Annotated in this window: 22 protein-coding genes; 8 read left to right on the forward strand and 14 right to left on the reverse strand. The window is 46.2% G+C overall.

The features are described 5' to 3' along the window. The first annotated feature begins 8 nt into the window (after positions 1 to 8). From GO620_RS16620 to GO620_RS16635, 4 genes are all read left to right on the forward strand, one after another. Complete coding sequence (locus GO620_RS16620; protein WP_157525035.1) at positions 9 to 719, forward strand: DUF92 domain-containing protein; 711 nt, start codon at positions 9 to 11, stop codon at positions 717 to 719. Beyond that, the gene (dinB, locus tag GO620_RS16625) at positions 719 to 1,816 is read left to right on the forward strand and encodes a DNA polymerase IV (RefSeq protein ID WP_157525038.1); all 1,098 of its coding nucleotides are present in this window, start codon (positions 719 to 721) and stop codon (positions 1,814 to 1,816) included. The genes GO620_RS16620 and dinB overlap by 1 nt, the downstream gene beginning before the upstream one ends. Positions 1,817 to 2,019: 203 nt before the next feature. Next, on the forward strand, positions 2,020 to 3,405 hold the full coding sequence (locus GO620_RS16630; RefSeq protein WP_198173550.1) for a LutB/LldF family L-lactate oxidation iron-sulfur protein: 1,386 nt from the start codon (positions 2,020 to 2,022) through the stop codon (positions 3,403 to 3,405). Between the two features lie 85 nt (positions 3,406 to 3,490). Further along, entirely contained in the window at positions 3,491 to 4,264 is a 774-nt protein-coding gene (locus GO620_RS16635) for a Type 1 glutamine amidotransferase-like domain-containing protein (RefSeq protein WP_157525041.1), read from the forward strand. On the opposite strand, the gene GO620_RS16640 is transcribed toward GO620_RS16635, so the two are convergent. Then, on the reverse strand, positions 4,247 to 5,092 hold the full coding sequence (locus GO620_RS16640) for a DUF4198 domain-containing protein (protein ID WP_198173551.1): 846 nt from the start codon (positions 5,090 to 5,092) through the stop codon (positions 4,247 to 4,249). The genes GO620_RS16635 and GO620_RS16640 overlap by 18 nt on opposite strands. Before the next feature lie 59 nt (positions 5,093 to 5,151). On the opposite strand from GO620_RS16640, the gene GO620_RS16645 reads away from it, so the two are divergent. Both GO620_RS16645 and GO620_RS16650 read left to right on the forward strand, forming a co-directional pair. Continuing rightward, positions 5,152 to 7,128 carry an alpha-ketoacid dehydrogenase subunit alpha/beta gene (locus GO620_RS16645; protein ID WP_157525045.1) on the forward strand — a complete coding sequence of 659 codons (1,977 nt, stop codon included), beginning with the start codon at positions 5,152 to 5,154 and terminating at the stop codon, positions 7,126 to 7,128. Positions 7,129 to 7,142: 14 nt separating this feature from the next. Further along, a complete protein-coding gene (locus tag GO620_RS16650; protein ID WP_157525047.1) occupies positions 7,143 to 7,397 on the forward strand; it encodes a hypothetical protein in 255 nt (84 codons plus the stop codon). Between the two features lie 120 nt (positions 7,398 to 7,517). On the opposite strand, the gene GO620_RS16655 is transcribed toward GO620_RS16650, so the two are convergent. From GO620_RS16655 to GO620_RS16675, 5 genes are all read right to left on the reverse strand, one after another. After that, complete coding sequence (locus GO620_RS16655; protein ID WP_244139432.1) at positions 7,518 to 8,129, reverse strand: SprT-like domain-containing protein; 612 nt, start codon at positions 8,127 to 8,129, stop codon at positions 7,518 to 7,520. A gap of 42 nt (positions 8,130 to 8,171) precedes the next feature. Next, complete coding sequence (feoB, locus tag GO620_RS16660) at positions 8,172 to 10,286, reverse strand: ferrous iron transport protein B (protein ID WP_157525049.1); 2,115 nt, start codon at positions 10,284 to 10,286, stop codon at positions 8,172 to 8,174. Positions 10,287 to 10,295: 9 nt separating this feature from the next. Continuing rightward, the gene (locus tag GO620_RS16665) at positions 10,296 to 10,511 is read right to left on the reverse strand and encodes a FeoA family protein (protein WP_157525051.1); all 216 of its coding nucleotides are present in this window, start codon (positions 10,509 to 10,511) and stop codon (positions 10,296 to 10,298) included. 342 nt (positions 10,512 to 10,853) lie between these two features. Next, a complete protein-coding gene (locus GO620_RS16670; protein WP_157525053.1) occupies positions 10,854 to 11,111 on the reverse strand; it encodes a hypothetical protein in 258 nt (85 codons plus the stop codon). A 57-nt stretch (positions 11,112 to 11,168) separates the two neighbouring features. Next, on the reverse strand, positions 11,169 to 12,095 hold the full coding sequence (locus tag GO620_RS16675) for an alpha/beta hydrolase (RefSeq protein WP_198173552.1): 927 nt from the start codon (positions 12,093 to 12,095) through the stop codon (positions 11,169 to 11,171). Between the two features lie 123 nt (positions 12,096 to 12,218). Here GO620_RS16675 and GO620_RS16680 point away from each other — a divergent pair, with 123 nt between their 5' ends. Beyond that, positions 12,219 to 13,493 carry a phenylacetate--CoA ligase family protein gene (locus GO620_RS16680; protein WP_157525057.1) on the forward strand — a complete coding sequence of 425 codons (1,275 nt, stop codon included), beginning with the start codon at positions 12,219 to 12,221 and terminating at the stop codon, positions 13,491 to 13,493. A gap of 227 nt (positions 13,494 to 13,720) precedes the next feature. On the opposite strand, the gene GO620_RS16685 is transcribed toward GO620_RS16680, so the two are convergent. Next, positions 13,721 to 15,271 (reverse strand): glycoside hydrolase family 10 protein, encoded by a 1,551-nt coding sequence (locus GO620_RS16685; RefSeq protein WP_157525059.1) that lies wholly within the window; start codon positions 15,269 to 15,271, stop codon positions 13,721 to 13,723. Positions 15,272 to 15,523: 252 nt separating this feature from the next. On the opposite strand from GO620_RS16685, the gene GO620_RS16690 reads away from it, so the two are divergent. Beyond that, positions 15,524 to 16,441 carry a coiled-coil domain-containing protein gene (locus tag GO620_RS16690; protein ID WP_157525061.1) on the forward strand — a complete coding sequence of 306 codons (918 nt, stop codon included), beginning with the start codon at positions 15,524 to 15,526 and terminating at the stop codon, positions 16,439 to 16,441. Positions 16,442 to 16,490: 49 nt separating this feature from the next. On the opposite strand, the gene GO620_RS16695 is transcribed toward GO620_RS16690, so the two are convergent. The 7 genes from GO620_RS16695 to GO620_RS16725 form a co-directional block, all read right to left on the reverse strand. After that, complete coding sequence (locus GO620_RS16695; RefSeq protein ID WP_157525063.1) at positions 16,491 to 16,742, reverse strand: hypothetical protein; 252 nt, start codon at positions 16,740 to 16,742, stop codon at positions 16,491 to 16,493. A 58-nt stretch (positions 16,743 to 16,800) separates the two neighbouring features. Next, a complete protein-coding gene (locus GO620_RS16700) occupies positions 16,801 to 20,550 on the reverse strand; it encodes an ATP-binding protein (RefSeq protein WP_157525065.1) in 3,750 nt (1,249 codons plus the stop codon). A gap of 69 nt (positions 20,551 to 20,619) precedes the next feature. Then, the gene (gene fabD, locus GO620_RS16705; RefSeq protein WP_200230395.1) at positions 20,620 to 21,510 is read right to left on the reverse strand and encodes an ACP S-malonyltransferase; all 891 of its coding nucleotides are present in this window, start codon (positions 21,508 to 21,510) and stop codon (positions 20,620 to 20,622) included. A 10-nt stretch (positions 21,511 to 21,520) separates the two neighbouring features. After that, positions 21,521 to 22,348 carry a type 1 glutamine amidotransferase gene (locus tag GO620_RS16710; RefSeq protein ID WP_157525067.1) on the reverse strand — a complete coding sequence of 276 codons (828 nt, stop codon included), beginning with the start codon at positions 22,346 to 22,348 and terminating at the stop codon, positions 21,521 to 21,523. A 3-nt stretch (positions 22,349 to 22,351) separates the two neighbouring features. After that, positions 22,352 to 23,452, reverse strand: a complete 1,101-nt coding sequence (locus GO620_RS16715) for a carboxylate-amine ligase (protein WP_157525069.1) — start codon at positions 23,450 to 23,452, stop codon at positions 22,352 to 22,354. 115 nt (positions 23,453 to 23,567) lie between these two features. After that, positions 23,568 to 24,653 (reverse strand): ATP-grasp domain-containing protein, encoded by a 1,086-nt coding sequence (locus GO620_RS16720; protein WP_244139433.1) that lies wholly within the window; start codon positions 24,651 to 24,653, stop codon positions 23,568 to 23,570. Positions 24,654 to 24,838: 185 nt separating this feature from the next. Beyond that, positions 24,839 to 25,546, reverse strand: a complete 708-nt coding sequence (locus tag GO620_RS16725; RefSeq protein ID WP_157525071.1) for an esterase family protein — start codon at positions 25,544 to 25,546, stop codon at positions 24,839 to 24,841. Between the last annotated feature and the right edge of the window lie 48 nt (positions 25,547 to 25,594).

The raw sequence follows: 25,594 nt of genomic DNA on the forward strand, positions 1-25,594 counted from the left end.
ATTTGAACATGACCAGCCCGTACATCATTTATTTACTGTTATTTGCTGCCGCCACCGTAGCCGCTCTGCTTAAAAAATTAACCATTGCCGGGGCCGCAGCCGGGCTTATTGTGGCCGCACTTATTTACGCTGCAGGCGGTGTAACGGGTGTCTTCTCATTAGCTGTCTTCTTTGTACTTGGCTCGGGTGCATCGACGATCGGGCTTAAGCGCAAGCAGATGCTTGGTTTGGCCGAAGAAAATAAAGGTCAACGCACTATGTGGCAGGTGCTGGCGAATGGCGGGGTGGCAGCGATACTATCAGCCGCATCATTAGTCATACCTGGGCTGCATTTTCCTGTAACATTGCTTATTTGCGGCAGCCTGGCCGCTGCCACGGCAGATACGCTGTCATCTGAATTGGGGAACATATATGGAAAGCGTTTTTACAATATCATCACCTTTGAAAAAGACACGCGCGGATTGGATGGTGTTGTCAGTCTGGAGGGTACACTGTCAGGGATACTAGGCGCAGCGGTTATCGCGATAATTTATTTTTCCGGAACCGACGATTTGATGTCTGCGACATTTGTCTTTCTCGCCGGGACGATCGGCACGTTGATAGATTCCATACTTGGTGCAACCTTAGAACGTCGCGGCTTGATCGGCAATAATGCGGTTAATTTTCTGAATACACTTACCGGGGCGGCAACAGCCTGGTTGCTCTGTGTTATTTTCTGATGGCCGAAATAGAGAACATATTGCCATTGAGAAAGATCATCCATATCGACATGGATGCTTTTTACGCTTCAGTAGAGCAGCGCGACAACCCGGAGTTGCGCGGAAAGCCTTTGGTGGTCGGTGGGTCGCCGGATGGGCGGGGCGTGGTAGCTGCCGCTAGTTACGAGGTGCGTAAGTTTGGTGTACACTCGGCCATGTCTGCCATGCAGGCCAGGAAATTATGCCCGCATGCGATATTCGTAAAGCCCAGGTTCGCGGTTTATAAAGAAGTATCACGTGCCATCCGCGAAATTTTTTCAAGATACACAGATCTGATCGAGCCGTTGTCGCTTGATGAGGCCTATCTCGACGTTACGCAGGATAAGCTAAATATCGGCTCGGCGATGGATATTGCTGCCGCGATAAAAAGATCCATCAAAGAAGAGTTGAACCTTACAGCTTCGGCAGGCGTGTCGGTGAACAAGTTTGTGGCGAAAATTGCATCAGACATTAATAAGCCTGACGGACTGAAATTTATCGGGCCGTCATCTGTTGAAGGCTTTATGGAAAAGCTGCCTGTCGAAAAATTTCACGGTGTAGGCAAAGTAACGGCGCAGCGAATGAAAGCCTTGAACCTGCATACAGGCGCCGACCTAAAGCAGCTTACAATGGAAGAGATGACCAGGCATTTTGGCAAGGTTGGTACCTTTTACTACAATATCGTTCGTGGGATAGATAACCGCCCTGTGCAGCCTGACCGTGAAACTAAATCTATTGGTGCGGAAGATACTTTTGAGCGGGACTTGTCATCGATGGAGGAAATGTCGCCCGAGATAGATAAACTTGTAGAAAAAGTGGTCAGCAGGTTAAGGCAATATCAGCTGAAAGGCCGCACGGTTACGCTAAAGGTGAAATACAGCGATTTTAAGCAGATAACACGTAACCGTTCCTTTACCGAACCTATTGACGATGCAGACATCATCAGAAAAGCTTCGCTCGAGTTGCTGGAGAATAATATCATTGATAAAAGGATAAGGCTGCTAGGTGTTACCGTCTCAAACTTCGACCCGCTGCCAAACGCCAAACCAGACAATGAGGCGCAATTGAAGTTGTTTTAGGATTAGTAAAGTCATGCCATCTCGATAGTGATCAGGATTGATCCGGCATCTCGAAGGACATGGATAATCTCAGCCGTAGTGGTGACAACACCACCTCGTTAACCCTGATACAATCTTACGTGGTTAGTGGTGCTAGATTGCTAAAGGGAATATAAAGTGTCGATGGTCTTTACTTACCTCCAAATATTTTAATTTAGCCGCTGATGTCTGCCATTGCCAAACAGTTTATTGAAGAGTCGGAAGTTAAGGCGTTTGATGCCGAACACCGGCGCATACTGGCTTATAACATCGGCAAGTACGATGCTACTGTTGTAAAAGGCTTGGCTAAGATCGCGAATCTCGATTACGCCAAAAAACGTGCTCATGTTACAAAATGGCGCGTAATGGAGAATTTAGAAAAATACCTCATCGAGTTCGAGTCGAACTTTCAGCGCCGGGGCGGAAAGGTGATCTGGGCCAATGATGCCGAAGAAGCCAACCGTGAGATATTGAACATCATTCAGCGGGCAGGGGCAAAAACCGTGGTGAAGTCGAAGTCGATGACCACCGAGGAACTTGACCTAAACGAATACCTGGAACATCACCAGATACAATCTTTAGAAACAGACCTTGGCGAATACATTGTGCAGTTGCTGGGACAAAAGCCCTACCATATTGTAACGCCCGCCATGCACTTGTCTAAGGAGAACGTGGCGCAGCTGTTCCACGAGCGGTTTGGCACCGCGGCAGATGCAACGCCGGACATGCTAACCATGAAAGCGCGTGAGCTGCTGCGCGAAAAATACGTGCAGGCAGATGTAGGCATTACCGGCGCTAACTTTTTGATTGCCGATACCGGCAGCATCGCGCTTACAGAGAACGAAGGAAATGCCCGTTTAACAGTGTCATTCCCTAAGATACATATCGCCATTGCAGGGATCGAGAAAATGATTCCCGGCATTGCGGACCTCAATAACTTCTGGCCATTACTGGCTACACACGGCACAGGGCAGAACCTGACCGTCTACAACACCATTTTGAACGGCCCGCGCCAACCTGACGAGACAGATGGCCCCGAAGAAATGTATGTGATTCTGCTTGATAACGGCCGCACAGACCTGCTGGCTCAAAAAGACCAGCGGCAGGGGTTGTACTGTATCCGCTGCGGGGCTTGTTTAAACGCGTGCCCTGTTTATAAAAATATTGGCGGACATACCTACAATACTACTTACAGCGGGCCTATAGGCTCTGTCATTACGCCGCATGAGCGCGGTATGGAAGATTTTAAGCACTTGAGCTACGCCTCAAGTTTATGCGGTGCATGTACAGAAGTTTGCCCTGTGAAGATAGACATCCACAAAATGCTGCTGCTTAACCGCCGCGACGCCGTAAAAGAAGATTTGGTAAGCAAGCCTGAGAAATGGGGATGGAACCTCTTTACCCGTGCAATGCTTAAGCGCAGCTGGGTGGACGTTTACAAAACCGGGGTAAAGAATTTTCTGTTCAACAAACTTTTCGCTAAAGCCTTTGGTAAGTATCGCGAGTTGCCTAAACTGGCTGATAAGTCTTTTAACCAGCAGTGGCGCGAACGCAGCAAAGGCGACGATTAATTTACCTGCGCCATTGACGCAAACGCCTAGGTAATTTGTCTTTATCACCCTGCGGCGAATAATCTGGCTACGCTACATTTGCTTTATGATCAAGTTGTTGTTGACCTCATCGGGCGTTACTACGCCCGCGATCAAAGATGAACTCATCCGGCTATTAGGTAAACCTATCAAAGAAAGCAGTGCCTTGTTTATCCCAACGGGGGTTTACCCATTCGTCGGAGGGGCAAACTATGCCTGGTGGCCGATCGAAGGCGAAAAACGACCGGCCTTGGTAGGGCTTGGTTGGAAATCTATGGGTTTGCTGGAGCCAACCGCGTTGGAAAGCATTGACAAGGACGTCTGGGTACAATCGGTAGAGCAGGCAGACGCTTTATTAGTATGGGGCGGTGATCCGCTTTATCTGGCCTACTGGTTTGAGCGTTCCGGTTTGGCGGCGGTGTTAAAATCTTTAAATAAAGACCTGGTGTATGTAGGTGTAAGCGCCGGCAGCGTGGCGGTGTGCAGCACTATTGGCGAAACGTATTGGGACAAAAGGGCGGGAGCAGGTACGCCGGTAAGTTCAGAAGAAGTAACATTTCAAACCAAAAAAGGCGCCGCAACGGCAAACGTGATCATTGCCAAAGGCGTCGGTCTTACTGATTTTGCCATTATTCCGCATTATAATAACCCCGATCATACGGACGCCTGCGGAGAAAACGCCGAACTTTGGGCAGCTAAGATTCCGGCTAAGGTTTACGCGTTGAGCGAACACAGCGCGATCTCCGTTGACACGGGAAAGCTTGAGGTGGTAGGAGACGGGGACTGGAAAATATTCAACGAAGAGCGTTCCAAGTCGAAACGCTTAGTGGTAGTCTCCTAAGCCGAAAGACTTATAAGAAACCGGCATAGTGTCCGCGCTATTGAAGGAGAACGTTACCGCTGTTTGCCATTTCTCGTAATCTATGTTCTGATCTTTGCCCGGTACTAAGTAAACAGCGTGAAGTAAATAAGTTCCTTCGCGGCTCAATTTAAAGTAGATCTCGCCGCCGTCTGTTGATGACAGCACCTGCGGAAATTCTGTTTTTTCGCCTTTGATCAGCAGGTCGACCTTTACACCTTTAATAGGTTTGCCCTTAAAAAGAACTATTCCGGTAACGTCGTCGCCGTAGTTCATTTTGTAAGGGTTCTGTTTCAGAATTATCTCAAAGTCTTCTTTTAACGGCTTTTCGTATTCATTTCCTGTTTTCTTATCAACCGGAATGATCGTCTTAAGGGAAACATAGCTGCGCATATTAAAACTTTGCTGAAACTGCTTCAGTGCGCCATTTATCTCGTCAAAACCATTGTTACTCAGGTAACGCGAAAACTCGCGGTGGGCAAACTCGTCAGTATTGCTTTGGGTGGCTTCAACCACAACTATCCCGCTACCAGGATATTTATAAGTGATAACCGGGATAACATTCTCTTTAAGAAACGGAGCAAGGTCTACAGTTTTACCAGCATCGCGCATAGAAAATTTGAAGCCGCCCTTGGCAACATATTTCTGCTCGCGCGCGTTGCTGAACTTGCTGCCCGATAAAAAATGAAGTTTAAGAGTGTCCGCTTTTTTAGGATAAAAATTTTCCGGGAGCAGAAAATAGTCTGATTGTGCAAGCGCCGGCGCGGCGAAACAAAGAGTGTATAGGACAGCGAAAAGTAAGCGTTTCATTATATTCATTAAACTCTCCAAACATACAAAGATTTAAATTTTGATTAGCTTCGCTGTTGATGATTTTCGACCGGCAAAACCTTTCTCACGATCAACTGCTCAGTTTTTACAGGGCATTGGTATGGCCGCGCCTCATCGAAGAAAAAATGCTGGTGCTGCTGCGCCAGGGCCGCATCGGCAAATGGTTTTCTGGCATTGGCCAGGAAGCCATAGCTGTAGGAAGCACCCTTGCTATGCGCAATGATGAATATATCCTGCCCATGCACCGAAACCTGGGTGTTTTCACCGCAAGGGACATCCCATTATTTAGATTGATGGCGCAATGGCAAGGCAAGCCATCGGGGTTTACTAAAGGCCGCGACAGGTCATTCCACTTCGGGTCGCAAAAGTATAAGATCATCGGCATGATATCTCACCTTGGCCCGCAAATGGCTGTGGCTACTGGTATCGCCTTAGCTGATGTATTGGCAGGGCGTAAAAAGGCCACGTTAGTTTTTACGGGCGAAGGGGCTACCAGTCAGGGCGATTTCCATGAAGCGCTCAACCTGGCATCTGTATGGAAACTGCCTGTCATATTTCTGATCGAAAACAATGGATATGCCTTATCTACTACTACGAACGAGCAATACAATTGCGAGAAACTAACTGACCGTGCTAAAGGTTACGGCATGGAATCGCGACGTATTGACGGCAACAACCTTTTAGAGGTTTATCATACCATTAAAGACATAGCAGATGACATACGCGAAAACCCAAGGCCTTTTCTGGTAGAGTGTATGACCTTCAGGATGCGTGGGCATGAAGAAGCATCTGGCACCAAGTACGTACCCGAGGAGTTGATGGCAGAGTGGAAGGAAAAGGATCCCATAACCTGTTATGAAAACTTCCTGATCAAAGAAAAGGTGTTGCAAGCCCAGTGGCCGTTATTTACCCGCAACGAAATGCAGCCGCTGGTAGATAGTGAAGTTGAGAAGGCCATGCAGGAAGAGGCTTTAGTAGCAGATACCGCTAAAGAATTGGAAGACGTCTACAAACCGCATATTTACAGAAGTTCATTTAGCGGGCGAGGCATGAAAAAAATGCGTTTTATGGACGCTGTCAGCGATGCCATGCGCCTGTCTATGCACAAGTTTCCAAATCTGATTCTGATGGGACAGGACATTGCGGGTTATGGCGGCGTATTTAAATTAACGGAGGGGTTTGCCGCAACGTTCGGCACCGAGCGTGTGCGTAACACGCCTTTGTGCGAATCGGCCGTTATTGGCGCAGGGCTTGGTCTGGCTATAAATGGATTTAAATCTGTGATAGAAATGCAGTTTGCAGATTTTGTAAGCACCGGTTTTAACCAGGTGATAAACAATGTGGCTAAAACGCATTACCGCTGGGGGCAGCAGGCCGATGTAGTGATCCGCATGCCGACGGGAGCCGGTACCGGCGCAGGGCCATTCCATTCGCAAAGTAACGAAGCCTGGTTTACCAAAACCCCCGGGCTAAAAGTGGTTTATCCATCCAGCGCTGCAGACGCAAAGGGTTTGCTGATGTCTGCCATACAAGACCCAAACCCGGTAATGTATTTCGAGCACAAGTATTTATACAGGAGCCTGACAGGCGATGTGCCCGAAGGTGAGTATAAAGTAGAAATAGGGAAAGCCAAACTGGTTAATGAAGGGACGGACTTCACCATCATTACTTATGGACTTGGTGTGCATTGGGCCTGCGATTATGCCCAGCAAAACAGCGATATGACCATTGATATTATCGACTTACGGACCTTGCAACCGTGGGACAAAGCAACCTGCATTGCCAGTGTTAAGAAAACCGGCAGGGCATTAATATTACATGAAGATACATTAACCAATGGCTTTGGCGGCGAAATAGCCGCTGCGCTAAGCGAAGAATGTTTCGGTTACCTGGATGCGCCAATTATGCGCTGTGCGAGCCTTGATACGCCAGTGCCTATGGATGGAGGACTGGAAAAACAGTTTCTTGCCAACTCGCGACTGGAGGAAACGATAATTAAGTTATTGAGTTATTAACTGTATATTGGTGTATGCTAACGCTCGAGGAAATATATGAGCAAGACCCTACTCAAAGGATTATTGATGAGGGGGCAGGTTGGGGCGCTCAGGAAATGCTTAAAGCGGGGGTGCCTATCTTTTACCGCGATGAGGCTTTCCCTGAAACTATGGATGGTGACCTTTTTGTAAAGGAATATCCAAACGGCGCGAAGTTTATTGTACGTAAAATCCTTACCGAAGATTACCGTTTATTGGAGGAGAAAATCAGACTGATCAATAAGATATAAAACTGGGCGGTGGAAACTCAACCCACCACGTCATTGCGAGTAGCGAAGCGACACGGCAATCTCCATCTTGACCTCTCCCTCACCCTTCGACAGGCTCAGGGTGACAACCCGAATACTAATCTATGCTTCTAAAACCTCTACCTCTGCAACGGGGCTAAATAGGTATACCCGTTTAGTCGCAACTTCAATACACTTGTAGCGTTTGCGCAACTGCTCGACCTTGCGGAAAACGCGACCGTCTTTTAATTTGAATACGGCGTTTGCAGGCAACTTTTCTACGGTAAGCATTGACTCTTTAGGCAAGTCGTACTTGCGAAGCGACCTGTACAAATTCAGGTCAGAGCAACTGGAAGCGGCCGGGTTATTTAAATACTTCGTAATTGCTTGCTGAATGTCTGCCGGGAAAACCTGCTGATCAAAAAAAGGCTGCATCATTTTCTTGAAATTCTGTTTCCATTCTGTGCCGTGCGGTTTGGCTTTGTGCTTGTGCTCATTCCAGGTATGGAGGTGCGCAAACTCGTGCACGGTTGTCACCAGGAACGCATAGATATTAAGATCATAATTAACAGAGATTCGGTGGCCTTTGCCATCGTGCGGGGGGCGGTAATCGCCAAATTTAGTACCGCGGTTACGCGAGATTTTAAACTCGCATTTAAAATAGTCTATCCAGCGGCCTATCAGCGGGGCGGCTGCAGGTGGCATATAGCGCTCTAAAACTTTTACTTTATCCAAAAAATACCTCTAAGCAAATATAGCGAATAGCAGAGATCTTTCTTATCTCAGCAACTGATAGGTTATCAGGCTTATCGTATAAGCCAGCACTGTCATATAGGCAAATTGTGCTGCGGGCCAGCGCCAGTCTTTAGTTTCGCGATACACCACAGCTACGGTGCTGGCGCATTGCATCGCGAACGCATAAAACATCATTAATGATATAGCTACGGCAAAAGTAAACACCGGTTTACCTGTCTCGGGGTTTTTAGCAGAAGACATTTTTTGCTGTACCGATTGGATGTTGTCTGCATCACCGTCTACGCTGTAGATGGTGGCCATCGTTCCCACAAAAACCTCGCGTGCAGCGAATGAAGTTATCAATGCGATGTCTATTTTCCAGTCGAACCCTAAGGGCCGTGTGGCAGGTTCCATTACGTGCCCTAATACGCCGGCATAAGAGTTCTCCAGCTTTTCTGAGGCAATGATCTTATTCAGCTCGGCGGGTGCAATGTGTTTGGTGTATTGCGGCTGATGATATTTCTGCTCTATATTTTTAAATCTGTTACCCGGGCCGTACGAAGCTAACACCCAAAGAATGATCGCGACGGCAATAATGACCTTCCCGGCCTCCAGAACGAACGTCTTTGAGCGGTTATACATATCATGCACGACGTTGCTCCATCGCGGCATCCGGTACACAGGTAATTCCATAATAAAGTACCCGCGTTCGCGGCCTTTGATGATCAGCTTCATTACAAATGCCACTACAATGGCCGACACCAAACTGAGGACATACATGCCTGTAAGGGCCAGCCCCTGCATGTTGAATATCCACCACACGTTTCTGTTAGGCACAACAAGCGCGATCAGTAAAGTGTAAATAGGCAGCCGGGCAGAACAGGTAACCAATGGCGTAACCATAATGGTTATGATGCGGTCTTTCCAATTTTCGATGGTGCGGGTACTCATAATAGACGGCACCGCGCAGGCAAACCCGCCAATAAGCGGCACAACTGACTTGCCATTGAGGCCAACTTTGCGCATCAGCTTATCCATCATAAACGTAACCCGCGACATGTATCCGGTATCTTCCAGTATCGAAATGAAGGCAAACAGGATAGCGATCTGCGGAATGAAGACCATCACACCGCTTAAGCCGGCTACGATACCATCAGCTAAAAGATTAGTCAGCGGACCATCGGGCAAGCCATTGTGAATAACTGACTGCAGCCAGATAAACAAGTTTTCTATCTGGGTCATTGGCCATGCCGACCAGCTAAAAATAGCCTGGAACATGAACATGAGTATGAGGAAGAATATTACAAACCCAAACACGCGGTGGGTCAATATCTTGTCTATGCGGTTACTTGCGGTCTCCGCTTCGGCGGCAGGCGGTTGGGTAACCGTATCATAAAGCAGGTCGTTAATGTAATTGTACCTGGCGATGGTTTCTGCCGCTTGCGCTTTTTGCGAATGGAAGTCATTGTCGCGTTCGAGCTGTTCTATCTGCTCGTTTTCTTCTTCAGACAAGAAAGCCAGCGTTTCATGCTGATGGGCTAATTGCAAGGCCAGGTATGGATTATCTGTATTGACAACTTTCTTGATCCCTGATACCAGTTGTGGGGCAATGGCGGCGACATCAATAGTATTCTCTTGCAGGGCCAGCGAACCGGCGAATGAAACAGCAGACTTTAGATTATCGATCCCTTCTAACTTTCGGGCAGAGATGGGGACAACCTGCACACCTAATTTGCGGGCAAAAAGATCGATATCGATGGATATATTATTCTTTTTGGCCAGGTCCATCATGTTTAGCGCGACTATGACGGGTATCTTCAGATCGGCAACTTGAGTAAACAGCAGCAAGTTACGTTTCAAGTTAGAAGCGTCTAAGACAACAATAACCAGATCCGGCCGGTGCGTGTTATGGAGATCGGCAAGTACAGAAAATACGATAGATTCATCCCGGCTTTTGGGATAGAGACTATATGTACCTGGCAGGTCGACTATTTCTGCTGTGCTGCCATTTGGTAGATCACAATAGCCTGTTTTTTTATCGACAGTTACTCCCGGAAAATTTCCTATTTTTTGATTGAGGCCGGTTAGGGCGTTAAAGACTGTTGATTTACCGGTATTAGGGTTCCCTACAAGTGCAACTCTTATATCAGCTCTCAACGTATCAAATTACAGTAGGACGATAGTAGACGCTTCGCGTTTGCGCAAGCTAAGCTGGTAACCGGCAACGGTAATGGCAATAGGGTCGCCAAGGGGGGCAATTCGCTGAACCTGGATCTCTTCGCCGGGCAGGCAGCCCATTTCCATTAATTTAACAGACATTTCAAGATCGGTAAATTCTTTAACTACACCTTTCTTACCTATACCTAATTGCGAAAGCTTCATTTGTGCGTCTATAATGAGACAAATGTATCGGTAATTTAAATTAAATCCAAATAAGGAAATTGAAAAATGTCTGCCGAAGGTAAACCTTTAGATTACGCGATTTGCTGATTAGAAGTAGCTTTGCCAACGCTACTAAAATGCGGGCAATTGCAGCTTTTGTGAAATATACCGCAAGACGATAAGAATGCGGTAACCACTAGTGCTGCCGTAAATAACTTAAACTTTTTCATTGCGATAAAATTAACGTTGAAATCCAAAAAACATTGCCGAGAGATAATTTAATCGCGAAGGAAAAATTCTTGAATTTAAAAAAGCAACACCGCCGGTGTTGCTTTTTTGATGTTATGGTCGCGGCGGAGCCGGCGGCGGTGGTGGCAGGTGTACGCGGATACCACTGCTTCTGCGCACGTATCTGCGGTGGCGCACATAATGACGGCGCCGACCGATGTGAATTCTTGGTAATCCGGGCGGCGGTGGTGGCGGCGGCAACTGTAAGGTTGTCGCGGTGCTTGCAGCAGCCTCGGTAGCCGGGGCAGCTTCAGCCAAGTCAACACTGGTTGCAAGCAGTGCTGCGGCTAATAATACTTTTGCGATCTTCATAGTATTGGGTTTTAGTTACAGGATGCAAACATCAATTTACCGGTTAGGTTTTAGTATTCACTCATTTAATACTTTATGTATCACCTCTCTATACATAAAATCTGCGCTAAACTGCCCGGCTTGCAGCCAGCGTTCTTTGGTTTCATCGTCGCTTTTAAATACCGGATTAAAGTGTTTCTGTAGTTCGTGCGAATAACCTTCAAATACCTTTATGTTGTTTGGAATGTGCAGCACGTCTGCTTCTTTATGTATGGCTATCGAGCCATAAAAGCCATCGTGGTAACCGGGGTGCACCAAACTATCCCTGCTGCCATAACAGCTAACTATTGGCACGCGCGCGTTCTTTAACCATTTCACATCCATCAATCCGCCCCAAAAATTAATGATGCCGGCTACGCGGGTTTTTTCTTTAGAAAAATCTACCCCTTTGGTATCTGCCTTTAAGCCTGCTCTTGTTGCCAGTTCGTAATTTGTGGTGTAAGCGGTAAGCAAAGCCATGATACCGCCGGCGGAGTTACCTGCAAGGATGATCTTGTCCGGGTCGATCCCATATTCACTTGCATGGGCTCTGAAATAGGCCACAGCCATGCGGCAATCCTGCACAGCATCATAAGAGCTGCGTTTAAATGCCGACGAACTGGCCAGGGTAAATACGCTGCCCAGATTGTAGTTAATATCCGCGCAAACATATCCCCGTTTGGCAAAGGTTTCGCTCCAGAGCGTAGTACCCGGCGCGCCTTTAGAACCGAATATAAAACCGCCGCCGTGCATCCAGATAATTAATGGGCGTTTTGTTTCATTGTCGCCGCTGGGGGTGTAAAGGTCAAAGCGGTGCGACTTTTTATCTTTCCCTGCGTTGTCATAACTACGGTCGAAATCTACTTTAACATTTGTAAAGACAAAGTCTTTGTACCTAAGCTGTTGTGCCTGCGAAGTGGCGCAAGCTAGTATTAAGATTAATGGGAGAAGCGCTTTAATGTGCATATGTATGATGGCAAACAATAGGTACAAATTGAAATTGTAAAAGTTTGATTTGCAGCGCATCATGCGGCATAGGCATTTTTTCTAACTTTGGGCATGATGGCCCTGCGCCGTTGCTAATTATTTATGACACATTCACAGGGGCAAACCCCGGAGCAAATACAATCGCAAAAGCTAACCAAACTGCTGGCTTACCTGCAGGCCAATTCCCCTTTCTATCAAGAACTTTTTGCGAAGAATAACGTAGACATCAGTAGCATTAGGTCGGTTGCAGATCTGCAGCAAATGCCTACAACTACCAAAGAAGACCTGCAGCAGCGCAATGCCGATTTCTTTTGCGTACCGCCCGAAAGTGTTATTGAATATACCTCCACGTCCGGTACACTTGGAGGGCCGGTAACTATTGCGCTTACGAATAAAGACCTTGACCGGCTTGCGATAAACGAGTACAATTCTTTTGTAAGCGCAGAAGGAAGCAGTACTGATACCTACCAGTTAATGCTCACACTGGACAGGCAGTTTATGGCCGGCATGGCTTATTATTTAGGTTTGCGCAAGTTGGGGGCGGGCATTATCCGTCTGGGGCCGGGTGTGCCATCGTTGCAATGGGAAACTATAAAACGGCTGCAGCCTACAGCTATAGTCGCGGTACCTTCGTTTATCTTAAAGCTCATAAAATTTGCGCAGGATAACGGCATAGATATCAATGCTTCGTCTGTGAAGAAGGCTATATGTATTGGTGAAAACATTCGCAACACAGATTTTTCACTAAACATACTAGGTAAAAAGATCACAGATAACTGGGACATCGATCTGTATTCTACCTATGCCTCTACCGAGATGCAAACCGCTTTTACAGAATGCAGTGCACAACATGGCGGCCATTACCAACCTGAACTGATGATCGCTGAGATACTGGATGAGGATGAAAACGTACTTGGGCCTAATGAGCCCGGTGAGTTGACGATCACCACGCTGGGTGTAGAAGGTATGCCGTTGCTGCGTTATAAAACTGGCGACATCGCCATGTATTTTGATGAACCTTGTAGCTGCGGGCGCAGCAGCTGGCGGCTATCGCCGATATTGGGACGCAAGAAACAAATGATCAAGTTTAAAGGCACCACGCTTTACCCGCCTGCATTATTTGACATACTGAACGAGCGTGAAGAGATATTAGATTTTGTGGTAGAGGTTTATCCCAACGAAGTTGGCCTTGATGAGGTATTACTATACATTTTGCCATCTGATACCCACCAGGAAACCGACCATCAGATACGCGCCTATCTGCAAGCGAGATTGAGGGTTAGTCCGCAGATTAAATACGTTACGGCAGAAGATATCCAGCGCATGCAGTTCCCTGAAACTACCCGCAAAGCAGTGAAATTTATTGACCGTAGGTAAGTTTTTGATCCGTCAGCTGACGGACGGGTGTAACATGTTACACTATTTCCCTAAATCCTGACTTATTAGTATCTGACGCGAGTTTGTCAGCGTTGTAACAGGTTGAATATCAATAAGGCATAAACGTGTCAGTGTCACACATTTGCAGATTTTTAATGAAAAAGTGTTTCACTTTGTCACAGGCTGTGACAATGCCGGAAAAATGGCACCTCTGCTATTTAACAATGCTACAACGCCGGCACAATCACGGTGTAAGGTTCAGAATGCTCGCTTTCATTTTTCATCTTATCGAGCGCCGTAACTATATAGATGTACTTTTTTCCGCGCTGGGCGGTATTGTCTAACAGTACCCGCTCGGTGTTATATTTTATGTAGAGGATGTTGGCTGCATTGCCGGTGGTGATCTTTTCAGCAGCGTCGAAACGGTAAATTACGTAGCCAAATGTTGGTTCTTTATCTTTCGCTTCGGCTGGTTCCTGCCAGGTAAGCACAACTCCTTTCGGGCTGTTGACACCTACTAATCCAAGCGGGGCATTTGGAGCGATCGAATCGCGCCACATCATGGCCGGCGGAAGGGCAGGGTAGCGGTAATAATTCTGCCGAAGCGAATCGGCAAAGCCGCCCAGATTGCTTGTTAAAGAATTTGAACTGAAATAAACGCTTCCCTGCACGCGCGGGTTTAACCTTGTTATCTTAACCTGGTTAGGCAGTTCATTAGGGTTGTGAAACGCGTATGACCGTCCTTCTGCAATGCGGTAAGGCGCCTGGCCAATGTATAAATGCCGGCCAAAGGTATTGTTGCTCCACCACTCGGTTAACACATCAAACGCGGCACTGCGGTTACCAATCTGCCAGTAGATCTGCGGGTTCATATAATCAACCCACCCTTCTTTCATCCACTTGCGGGTATCGGCATAATTTTCAGAGTAAGCAGCGCCGCCGTGGGTATCAGAACCTTCGGGGTCTTCATTTTTGTTACGCCATATACCACGCGGGCTCACGCCCCACTTAATGTTCGGCTTATATTTGTGTATACTGTCGCCAACCATTTTAATCAGCAGGTCAACACTGTTACGGCGCCAGTCGCGTATGTCAGAAAAATCGCCGCCATATTGTGCAAAGGCCTCCGCGTCCTGCAGTTTCTGACCAGCTATTAGGTATGGGTAGAAGTAATCATCCATGTGAATGCCATCTACATCATAATTTTTTACAATGTCCAGCACTACCTGCACAATGTATTCGCGCACTTCGGGCAGCCCTGGGTTAAACAGCTTTTGCCCACCGTAAATAAAGAACCACTCGGGGTGTGTTTTAGTGATATGGTTTGGGGCGATATTAACATAATTGTTGTCAAACGTTGCCCTGTAAGGATTAACCCAGGCATGCAATTCCATACCACGTTTGTGCGATTCTGTTATGGCAAAATCCAATGGGTCATAGCCGGGGTCTTTACCTTGCCTGCCGGTGAGCCAGCGCGACCATGGCTCGCGTCCTTTTGCATAAAAAGCATCAGCCGCGGGCCTCACCTGGAACATTATAGCATTCATGTTACTTTGCTGATGAAAATCCAGGATTTTAACTAGCTGGTCTTTTTGTTTTTGTACCGGCATGCCTACAGCGCTGGGCCAGTCTATGTTAACCACGGTAGCTATCCACACGCCGCGAAACTCTCTTTTTGGATGCAGCTCGGGCTGGGTGAGTAAATTATTTTGCGCGTATAAAGTGGTGAAACTGAAGAGCAGCAGTAAGGAAAGAATAAAAAATTTGCCTTTGCACATATCGGTAGAAAATGAGCCGCAAAGATATTGAATTCTTCGGCGCGCTATTTTTTTATGTATGGCAATAATAAACCCAATTTTGTGTTTTTGTTTTATAGTGCATAGATTTATAAAATAAACGCTTAATGAATGCCTGTGTAACATCCTGATGGGTTTGCAGGCGCGGTTAAATAAATTTTGTATAATCGCAGGTGACCGCAGATCACACACGGTTTGCAATGCACCTACTAACCGATAACTAAGAACTTACCTATGGAAAATAACACTAATCAAGACTCAAACTCCAGAAAGAATTCTAATATCATATATTTCCTTATCGTTGTGGTTATTGCCCTTTTAGGTACAGACGTTTACCTGTATACCCAAAAGCGAGGAAGTGATGAAAAAATAGTTTACCAGAACGACGAAAAGACCCGCTTACAGGCCGAACTGGATAGCTTGGAGGCACAGATACAACAGGTAAACACCAGTAAAACCAAAATGAGCGCCGCCATGGCCAGCCGCACAGATTCATTGCAAAGCAAGATCAACATGCTGCGTGTCGAGCTTAAAAAAGGCAAACTAACTGCTGCTGAATTGTCTAAGGCCCAGGAAGATATAAAACAATTACGTTATTTTGTAACCAAATACACTGCCGATCTTGAGGAGCTTAAAAAGCAAAATGCTACGTTGACCACAGAGCGTGATACGTTGAAGACTAACCTGGCAACAGTAAATACCAAGGCCACTAACCTTGAAGCACAAAATAAAGACCTGGCAACAAAAGTGCAGGTAGGCTCAGCGCTTAAGACTTCAAGCTTATTGCTGGTGCCTTACAAGGTAAAGGATAATGGTAAAGAGTCTGTAAATGACAAAGCTAAAAACGCCAAGAAATTCAAGATAAACTTCAGCGTAGCCAACAATAGTATAGCCGCAGTTGGCATGCATGATATTTATGTGAGGGTGATAGACCCTGCAGGAAACCTGGTGGCTGCGCCTGACGCGGCTACCTTTAACGCTGACGGGCAGGACTTGCAGTACACCTACAAGACATCTATCGACTTTAAAAATGACGATACGCCTTATGTGGTAGATTGGGTTAACCCGCAGCCTTTTGTAAAAGGCGAATATACAGTGGTACTTTATTCAGACGGGTTTACCATGGGTAAGACTACATTCACTTTGCGATAGTCAATAAAATATACTTAAAAGCCTGCTTGCTGACGCAAGCGGGCTTTTTTTATGCGGTAACCATTCTTGAAATGTCAATTATAAGCCAGATGATGATCAGGAGGAATATCAAATGTCCTATGGCGTAGTACATACGAAATTTACTGTCGATCTCTTTATTGGTAAAGCCCTTGTAAACACAGTAAAAGCCATAAATGGTTGAAATTATCAGGCTGAAGAAAGGTATACAAATTATAAGCGAAGCGATGAAAGCCACACTTTGCAGTGTGCTATAAATGGCACCAATGAAAACTAATGCCATAAAAAATATGCAGGAGAATCTAAACGCCTTTTTAGATTTGATGAGATAAGGCTGCATCTCAGGAAACCGGTGACGCGTTATCTACCGGGGCTTCCGGCAATTGCAGGTAGAATGCAGTACCCACGCCAATGGTGGTATCAAACCAAACGCGGCCACCGGCATTCTCTATCGAGTTTTTCACAAAGGCAAGACCCAAGCCTGTACCCGAGCTTTTAGTGGTGAAATTAGGTTCGAATATTTTTACGCGCACATTTTCGGGGATACCATTACCGTTGTCTTTTATGGTGATGATAATGTTGCCGGCAATTACTTCATAGTTAATATCTATCACACCAGCATGGTCTGGCGGCATTGCTTCAATGGCGTTTTTAAGCAGGTTGTTGAAACAGCGCAGTAACTGGTCGCGGTCGGCCATTACAAAGAAACCGGGGTGGCTTATCTTGTAATTGATAACCAGGTTGTCCATGTGTTTAAATATGATAACCGCCTGGTTGAGCAGCTCGATCAGGTCTAAACGTTCCAGACGGGTATCGGGCATCTTTGCAAATGCAGAGAACTCAGACGCGATGTTCGACAGGCTTTCTATCTGCTCTACAAATGATTTGCTAAAACGCTCGAACTTGGTATCAAATTTAGGGTCTTTATCCCGCCACGATTTATCCAACAGTTGCAGTCCAAGTTTTAATGGCGTAAGCGGATTTTTAATTTCATGTGCCACCTGCTTGGCCATTTCACGCCACGCGCTTTCCCTTTCAGACTGCGCCAGTTTATTTGCGCTGGCCTCAAGCGCGGATATCATGCTGTTATATTCCTGCACCAGCGCACCTATTTCATCGTCGCGGCGCCAAACAATCGGTTCGTTCTTGCGGCCATAAATGATCTTAGTCAATTTTTGTTGAATGAAACTTAGCGGAGCGGTTATCTGGCGCGCAATTAAGATGGCCAGTATGCCAATGGCAATAAACATCAGCGCGTAAATGTTGATCATCGCGTTTAGCAAGGCGCCTACGCGTTGCTTATAGTCGGCTTCATTAGAAAAGAATGGCAATTGCAGGTAAGCGATAGTTTCATTCTTATTATTACGGATAGGGGCATAACCGGCTTTGTATTTCAATTCGCCTATCTGTTCCTGGTTAATGAATTCCGATTTCTGCAGCTTGTTCAGGAAAATGAACGCGCGCCCGTTCATAGTGGGCATAATGAGGCCGGCACTATACAGTTTGGGCTGTGTAGTAAAAAGCAAGTTTCCGTCCCGGTTAAAGAGGGTTAGATCTGTAGCGTACGAGTCGGCAAAAGTATTGAAGCTAACCTGGGTCTCTTGTCTTAAAGGGTCGGCCTCGTTATCGATATGCGTTTCAAAAGCCGACGATATATGGCCTATGCGCTCGCTAATGTTGTGGTCTTGCTGTTCTTTATACTGCGCCGTTAAAGACAGGTAGGTAATAATGCCCACAAGCAAAAGGGTCATCACAACAGCTACGATCATAGAAAACTGGATCCGTGTTCTATACAATATGTGGCCCAGGTTTACAGATGGCTGCCACACAATATCGCTGCCAACCAAATGAACCAGTTTGATATGCACCCAAAGCCACCGGCTTAAGATCACCAGCCCGTTAAAGAGCAATAAGAGCAGAAAAAAGAACGTAAGCGACGTGATGCCATATACAATTGGTAGTTCCTGCTTGCTAATCACAATGAGTTTCCGCGCGCTTGGTTTGTACACCAGGTGATTGTAATACGTAAGCGGATTAAACAGATCGCTTTTTGAGAGGGCCGAGTTCTTAAATAAAAACTGATGCGGTTTGCCGTTAAACTCTTTATTCACCAGGCTATAGATGTAATTACCGCTTTGGCTAACCAAACGGTCGTCACTGTAGTAGGCATAAGAGTAACCGCTGTAATCATTCTTTAAATTCAGCTGACCGTCAACGAGCAACTCGGGGAAGGCGTTGGCAAATTGCAGCGGCTTTGAGCGAAGGGCAACCACAAAGGTGCCCAGGTTTTCGCCATTACGAGTGATGGGCAACAATGCAAAATAACTTTGAAAGCCAAATGAATCGTTTTCGCGGTAAAAGAATGACGATACTTTAAATGAGCTGTATAGCACAAGGTCTTTAAAATTGTCGAGCACGTAGCTCTTGTCGCCGTTAATGGCTTTGCCCTGCTTGTCAAACTCATAGATCTTTATGTCATACTTTGAGAGATACCCGTCAAAGTAATTCTTTTTAAAGTGCATCCGCAGGTAATCTGTGTTGCGGCTGCTATCGCTGAAATATTTGATGAGGTAAGGGTCAGCAATAATTTCGTGCTCTATTTTTTTGAAGATGTAATCGGCATTGGCATCATCGCCTGCCTGCAGTTTTTTAGCTAATATCTTGCGGTAATTGTGCTCCCGCTGTGTTTGGAAATCGCTTAATTGCCCCGAAGCGATGAACGCACCAAGAACAATAAGGCTGATAAATGATGCCGAATTAAAGCCACCGCCGTAATGCCAGACTGATCGCGCGCGCATGGCGATTATAAGCCCCGCTAGCACATACAGCAAAGTAAGCCTTCCGTGCAGGCTTGCAGCAACAGTGAAAGCTGTGACGGCTAAAACCAATATGATTATCTTTTGCAATACAGGTTTATCAACCCGCATGCAAATCACCAACCCGACTTCACCCAAGAAATAAAATGTGAGGAAGCCAATGCATACCATTAGCAAACCGGTAAACCCAAACGCGGAAAGATTGAGTACGTTGTTTACATCAAAATTGATATTTGACTGCAGCACCAGGTCTTGAAACAGTTGCGTGTAAATAGCAGCTAGCCCAAAAAACAAAACAGCGCACAACGCTACGATTAGGATAGATTTGCTGCGCAGGTTTTGCGTTAGCCGGTAACGATAGCTGTAAATATGGCCGCAAAGCCAGCAGAATAATAGCAAGTTGATACAGAAATCGCCAAGCGAAGGAAACAAAAGCCCGCCAAAATAATCAGAGCGGTTAAATATGCTGAACTGCATTACATAGCCCGGCAGGTTAAAATACAGGTTAATGAAGCGCAACACCACAATAAACGCTGCAAGCAGCGTTATCGACACTGCAATATTATACTTACCTGCAACGTACCGGCAAAATAAATTTGCAAGCGTGCATAACACCACAAAATTTACCAGCCATAAAATAGAAATGAACAGGTAAAAAGATTGGTTAACCTGCTGCGGAATAAGTTTTACAGAGAACAGGTATTTATGGTCTATGCTGTGGACATTGTAAACGGCCTTATCTGTAAAGTCGGCCAATTCCAGGTTGCTTTCATAGCCAAGGCTCTGGTCAAATTTAGAGCCTAGATAACGGTTGTGTATCTGATAACCCGACTTTACAGGGATGAAAAAAGTAACGCTGAAGTTGCCCTCTGTTTTTCTAATGGCCTCAAAATAACCGTTTGGCCGTTTAATGAAAGAGCGCCCTTCCTTTACCGGAAAAGCAGTTGATGGCAAAATTTTGACGCCACTCCAGAATACCAGTTTGCCATTAAGCTGCGTATTTACCCAAATGCGCTCTTTTGTAGTGAGGTTGTCAATAGTTTCAATAGCATCGTTTTCGTTGCTATTGAGCGTTTTTAACTTTTCGTACTTCTCTTTGCTGATTAATATGTCGTCAACAATGGCTTCTTTGGCGTTTAATGCCTTTTCTACCGATTGTGCTGTTTGCGTGAGGTTGCTTTTAGGTGTGTAGGCTTTTTGTACAACAATTGCTGTTATTAAAAGACTGGCAGACACAATGGCCAGCATTAACCTTATTTTGGCCGCGGCTGTCAACGAAATGGGGGGTAGTATTGCTGTAAATTTACTATAAAAAACAAAAAGCCGCTCAAGGCGGCTTTTATTTTATGCTGTTGTTATGGATGCGCTGCTAGTTGGTACTGCCCTGTCGACCTTTTTGACAAGGCCTTGCAGCACCGCTCCCGGGCCAACTTCTGTAAACGAAGTAGCTCCGTCTTCGAGCATATGTTTAACGGTTTGCGTCCATCTTACAGCGCCGGTTAGCTGCGCTATGAGGTTATGTTTTATTTGCTGCGGATCTGTGTATGGTTTGGCATCTATGTTCTGATAAACCGGGCAAACAGGGGCTACAATGTTTGTGGCAACGATTGCAGCCTCTAATTCAACCCGTGCAGATTCCATTAATGGTGAGTGGAATGCGCCGCCAACGTTTAGTTTCAGCGCGCGTTTGGCACCTGCTTCTAACAGTAATTCGCAGGCCTTATCAACACCGGATATAGTGCCCGATATAACCAACTGACCCGGGCAATTGTAATTAGCCGGTACAACAATATCGCTCACGCGGTGGCAAATATCTTCAACTTTAAAATCTTCGAGACCAAGTACCGCTGCCATAGTTGAAGGCTGTATGGCACACGCTTTTTGCATAGCGTTGGCACGGGCCGCAACCAGTTTCAGACCGTCCTCAAAAGATAATGCCCCGGCAGATACTAAGGCAGAAAACTCGCCGAGTGAGTGGCCGGCCACCATCTCGGGCTTATAATCATCACCCAAAACCTTAGCTAATATCACCGAGTGCAGGAATATTGCAGGCTGCGTAACATCTGTTTGCTTCAGCTCGTCATCTGTGCCGCTAAACATGATATCTGTAATGCGGAAACCTAAAATTTCATTGGCCTGCTCAAAAAGCTGGCGTGCCTGTTCAGACTGGTCGTAAAGGTCTTTGCCCATGCCCACAAACTGGGCACCCTGGCCGGGGAAGATGTATGCTTTCACGGGTTATTGGTTATGCTTCCTGCAGGCTTAATATGGCTTGGTCAAGGAAGTTTGGTATCAGTGTATTTTGAGTATGTAATATCTTATCGGGGTCTTCAAGGCGGGCGATCATCTCGTTGTATTTGGCTTCGCCATGCTCGTCAATTACCTCTTTTTTCTTTACTTCGGTTACAAGGTAAGCCATCATACCCACAGGGTCGGCCTCGGGGTGAAATTGCGTACCGACAAAGTATTCGTTAAAGCGTATGGCCATCAATGCGCGGGGGAGATCAACGTACGGCCTTTCTTTTTCTATAGCTAATACTTTTGCGCCAATCTTTTCAAACTGTGCTTCATTGGGGTGGACAACTTGCCAGCTGCGCGAATCCACCGCGTAAAACGGATCTGCCAGACCTTCAAATACCGGGTCGGTAGCGCCGCCATCTACAAAGTGTACGGGTAATATGCCGAAAGACGGTGAGCGGCGTAAAGAAATCTCACCTAAATTATATCTGCGACACATCAACTGGAACGAGTGGCATATAAAAAGCATGTGCTTTTTAGACCCATTCTCTCCGGCGTTGTACTCCTCGAGGGCATCTATTAGCTTGAAATAATTTTTGTCCCACTCCTCGTTTTCACTTAGCGGGTTGCCGGGACCGCCGCTCGAAATGTACAGATCAAATGATAGGTCGGGCAATTGATTATCCTGACGGGTGTTGAACACCTGCCATGTAATATTTGTATTGTTTTTGGTTTTGTATCGGTTAAGTATCTCATTAAACCCACGCATGCCCTGGTTGGCAACACCGTTGTAGAGGTCTAAAATAGCTACTTTAATTTGCGGCTTATCACTCATCTTCTAATCAACACCTTTTAAAGTTTGCGAAGTTATGTAATCTACCACGTCTATAAAACTATTATTCTGATTATAGACGGCCAACTGCCTGTCTGCGCCGGTGCCGGTTTCCAGAATTTTTAGAATATAGTTCAAATCCTGGCGACAGCCCAACTCGTCTACCACATCATCAACAAACTCCAGTAATTCCAGTATCAAGGCACGTGTATTAACCTCGGCTTGCTTGCCAAAATCTATCATTTTGCCATCTATACCATAGCGTGCAGCGCGCCACTTGTTTTCATTGATCAACGCGCGGCTATAGGTAATAAATTTCATGTTTTGCTGTCTTAGCTTGTATAACTTGGCACACAACGCCTGGAAGATTGCTGTAAATGCGATGGTTTCGTCAACCAGCATGGGGCAGTCGCAGATCCTGAACTCTATAGTTTCGTAGAACGGGTGAACGCGGATGTCCCACCAAATCTTTTTAGCGTTATCAATACAATTGGTTTTAACCAGCAGCTTGATGTAATTATCGTACTCTTCTATACTGCTAAAATAATCTGGTATACCGGTACGCGGAAACTTATCAAACACTTTGGTGCGGAATGATTTATAACCCGTGTTACGCGCTTCCCAAAACGGCGAATTGGTAGACAGTGCAAACACATGCGGTAAAAAATAGCGCACCTGATTGGCGATGTGTATTGCCATTTCGCGCGATTGGATACCCACATGCACATGCAAGCCAAAGATGAGGTTAGAGCGGGCAGCTTCCTGCAATTCGTCTACGATCTCATTATAGCGCGGGTGCTCTGTGATCAATTGGTGCTGCCAGTGAGAGAATGGGTGCGTTCCCGCCGCGCCAATACGCAGGCCAAGGTCGCCGGCCAATTGCGCCACTGTTAACCGCAGTTTGGTTACTTCTTTACGCGCTTCTTCTGTATTACGGCAAATATGCGTACCAACTTCAACCACCGCCTGGTGCATTTCTGCCTTTACCTGGTCATGGTGGATCTTTTGGGCACCATCTACAATTTTTTGTTCATGCGATATCAGTTCCCGGCTAACCGGGTCTACCACCATAAACTCTTCTTCTACACCTACTGTGAATTCGTTCATAACTGCCTCTTCTTCTAAAGTACGTCATCCTGAACTTGTTTCAGGATCTCTCGTGATTGGCTTTTGGGATGCCGAGCTATCCCGGTGTTAAACGGGACGGCATAACGCTCCGGATTTATTTCTTTTTTGGCGCTGCTGCCTTTTTCGGCTTTGCGGAACCTTCTATCTCGCCATCAGGGCCGGGGCCGGGCTTCTTTGCAATTTTACCTTCGCTTACGTCGGCCGCTTTAACGGGAGCAGGCTTGCCTAAAAGCGGCGTTTTATTTACCGAACTTTTTAGGTACTCGCCCCATGTAAGATTATCAACACCAAACTTTTGCTTTTTAGCCCGCTCAATGGCGTAGCTCGCCGCTGTTTCTACAACCCATTCAAAGTTCTCCTGACCTACGCTGTTCACGTCGGCATCAGGGGCAGGGTTACAAAAATCTATCGCGATAGGCACGCCATCGCGTACGGCAAACTCAACTGTATTAAAATCATAACCTAAATACTGGTTCAGTTTAAGCACATAATCTTTAACCGTGTCTAACAATTTCTTGGCTGCAGGTGCTTTGCCGTGCTCGTAACGCAAATGGTGTGGGTTACGCGGCTCGTATTGCATAATGCGCACATGCTTGCCACCAATGCAATAGCAGCGGAAATAGTCGTCAAAAATGATCTCTTCCTGCAATAGCATTACCAGTTCTTTGGTGCCTTCAAACTTGGCCCATAAGTCTTCCGCGCTGCTGATCTTATACACATCGCGCCAGCCGCCACCGTCAAAAGGTTTCATATATGCCGGGAAGCCAACGTAATTGAAAATGCCATCCCAATCGAGCGGGTAAGCCAGGTTGCGGAAAGAGCGGTCAGTTGTTCCGGCCGGGTGGTCGCGCGATGGCAGCAATACTGTTTTAGGTACCGGGATGCCCAGCTTTACCGCTAACGCGTTGTTAAAGAATTTTTCATCGGCGCTCCACCAAAACGGGTTATTGATCACAGCGGTTCCGCTAATGGCCGCGTTTTTTAGCGACGCACGATAAAAAGGCACATCCTGCGAAATCCGGTCGACAATTACTGCGTAGTCAAGCTGTTCGCCTTGAATGATCTTTTCGATCTTTACAAATTCGGCTTGAATGTCTTTCTCGCCTTTTTGGTTGATCCTGTCTACAAACGCCTGAGGAAATGTGTTTTCCTGCCCGAATAAAATTCCTATCTTTTTCATATTTCAGTTATCAGTTTTTCCGGACCCCTCCTAACCTCCCCGAAGGGAGGAATGATGTCGGAGATCATTATTCTTTATATTATATCACGATGGTTGTTGAGTTTTCTATCCTTCGCCGTTTACCGTTTGCCGTTTACCATTTCGCCGTTTACCGTTTACTGTTTCGCCGTTTACCGTTCCTCCGTTCACCTTAAAGTAGACAAATAATGCGGGAACATTTCTTTCCAGATCGGCCAGTCGTGCGGGGCATCGGGCCTTACATCCAACCAGTGATTTATGTTTTTATGCTGTAAAACGTTCGACAGGTTAAAATTGGCGTCTTTGCAAATGTCCCAGTCAGACGTTCCCAATATAATATTCATCTGCCATAGTTCGTGCTTGTCGCTGCCGGGCAAAAAGTCTATCGGGTTGTTATAAAAAACATCGTCATTGTAAAAATCGCCAACAAAAGAACGGATATCAAACGCGCCGCTCATGCTAAACATATTACCCACTTTTTCCGGGTGTTTAAACGCAAAATTTGCGGCATGGTATCCGCCAAAACTGCATCCTGCCGTAGCTATCTTGCCCACTCCGCACTCGTGCATAATGCCGGGAACCAGCTCTTCGTTCAGCATTTTATCATACCAGGCATAACGGCGTGCGCGCTCTGATGGGTGCACGGCTTTATCATACCAGGTAAGGCCGTCCATGGTATCGGGGCAATAGATCTTCACCAAACCTTCGTCAATAAACCAGCGCACAGCATCAATGAGGCCCATATCTTTGTTCTGGTAATAGCGGCCCATAGTAGTTGGAAACAGCAGCACAGGGTAGCCCCTGTCGCCAAAAACCAGCATTTCTATATCGGTATTTAAGTTATGCGAATACCATCGTCTAAAGTCTTCTCTCAAAGCAGCAGCGTTTATTTATTAGTAATGGTAAGTTAGGTGGTATTGTTT

The sequence above is a fragment of the Mucilaginibacter ginkgonis genome, assembly GCF_009754905.2.
GTDB classification, from domain to species: domain Bacteria; phylum Bacteroidota; class Bacteroidia; order Sphingobacteriales; family Sphingobacteriaceae; genus Mucilaginibacter; species Mucilaginibacter ginkgonis.

Bases quoted from the DNA above. Each gene is read 5' to 3' on its own strand.
- GO620_RS16650 (WP_157525047.1), top strand. From the start codon at position 7,143: ATGCTAACGCTCGAGGAAATATATGAGCAAGACCCTACTCAAAGGATT.
- GO620_RS16715 (WP_157525069.1), bottom strand. From the start codon at position 23,452: ATGAACGAATTCACAGTAGGTGTAGAAGAAGAGTTTATGGTGGTAGAC.
- GO620_RS16675 (WP_198173552.1), bottom strand. From the start codon at position 12,095: ATGCACATTAAAGCGCTTCTCCCATTAATCTTAATACTAGCTTGCGCC.
- GO620_RS16620 (WP_157525035.1), top strand. From the start codon at position 9: ATGACCAGCCCGTACATCATTTATTTACTGTTATTTGCTGCCGCCACC.
- GO620_RS16665 (WP_157525051.1), bottom strand. From the start codon at position 10,511: ATGAAGCTTTCGCAATTAGGTATAGGTAAGAAAGGTGTAGTTAAAGAA.
- GO620_RS16635 (WP_157525041.1), top strand. From the start codon at position 3,491: ATGATCAAGTTGTTGTTGACCTCATCGGGCGTTACTACGCCCGCGATC.
- GO620_RS16670 (WP_157525053.1), bottom strand. From the start codon at position 11,111: ATGAAGATCGCAAAAGTATTATTAGCCGCAGCACTGCTTGCAACCAGT.
- GO620_RS16720 (WP_244139433.1), bottom strand. From the start codon at position 24,653: ATGAAAAAGATAGGAATTTTATTCGGGCAGGAAAACACATTTCCTCAG.
- GO620_RS16710 (WP_157525067.1), bottom strand. From the start codon at position 22,348: ATGAGTGATAAGCCGCAAATTAAAGTAGCTATTTTAGACCTCTACAAC.
- GO620_RS16680 (WP_157525057.1), top strand. From the start codon at position 12,219: ATGACACATTCACAGGGGCAAACCCCGGAGCAAATACAATCGCAAAAG.
- dinB (WP_157525038.1), top strand. From the start codon at position 719: ATGGCCGAAATAGAGAACATATTGCCATTGAGAAAGATCATCCATATC.
- GO620_RS16645 (WP_157525045.1), top strand. From the start codon at position 5,152: ATGATTTTCGACCGGCAAAACCTTTCTCACGATCAACTGCTCAGTTTT.
- GO620_RS16695 (WP_157525063.1), bottom strand. From the start codon at position 16,742: ATGGCATTAGTTTTCATTGGTGCCATTTATAGCACACTGCAAAGTGTG.
- GO620_RS16630 (WP_198173550.1), top strand. From the start codon at position 2,020: ATGTCTGCCATTGCCAAACAGTTTATTGAAGAGTCGGAAGTTAAGGCG.
- GO620_RS16685 (WP_157525059.1), bottom strand. From the start codon at position 15,271: ATGTGCAAAGGCAAATTTTTTATTCTTTCCTTACTGCTGCTCTTCAGT.
- GO620_RS16640 (WP_198173551.1), bottom strand. From the start codon at position 5,092: ATGAAACGCTTACTTTTCGCTGTCCTATACACTCTTTGTTTCGCCGCG.
- GO620_RS16690 (WP_157525061.1), top strand. From the start codon at position 15,524: ATGGAAAATAACACTAATCAAGACTCAAACTCCAGAAAGAATTCTAAT.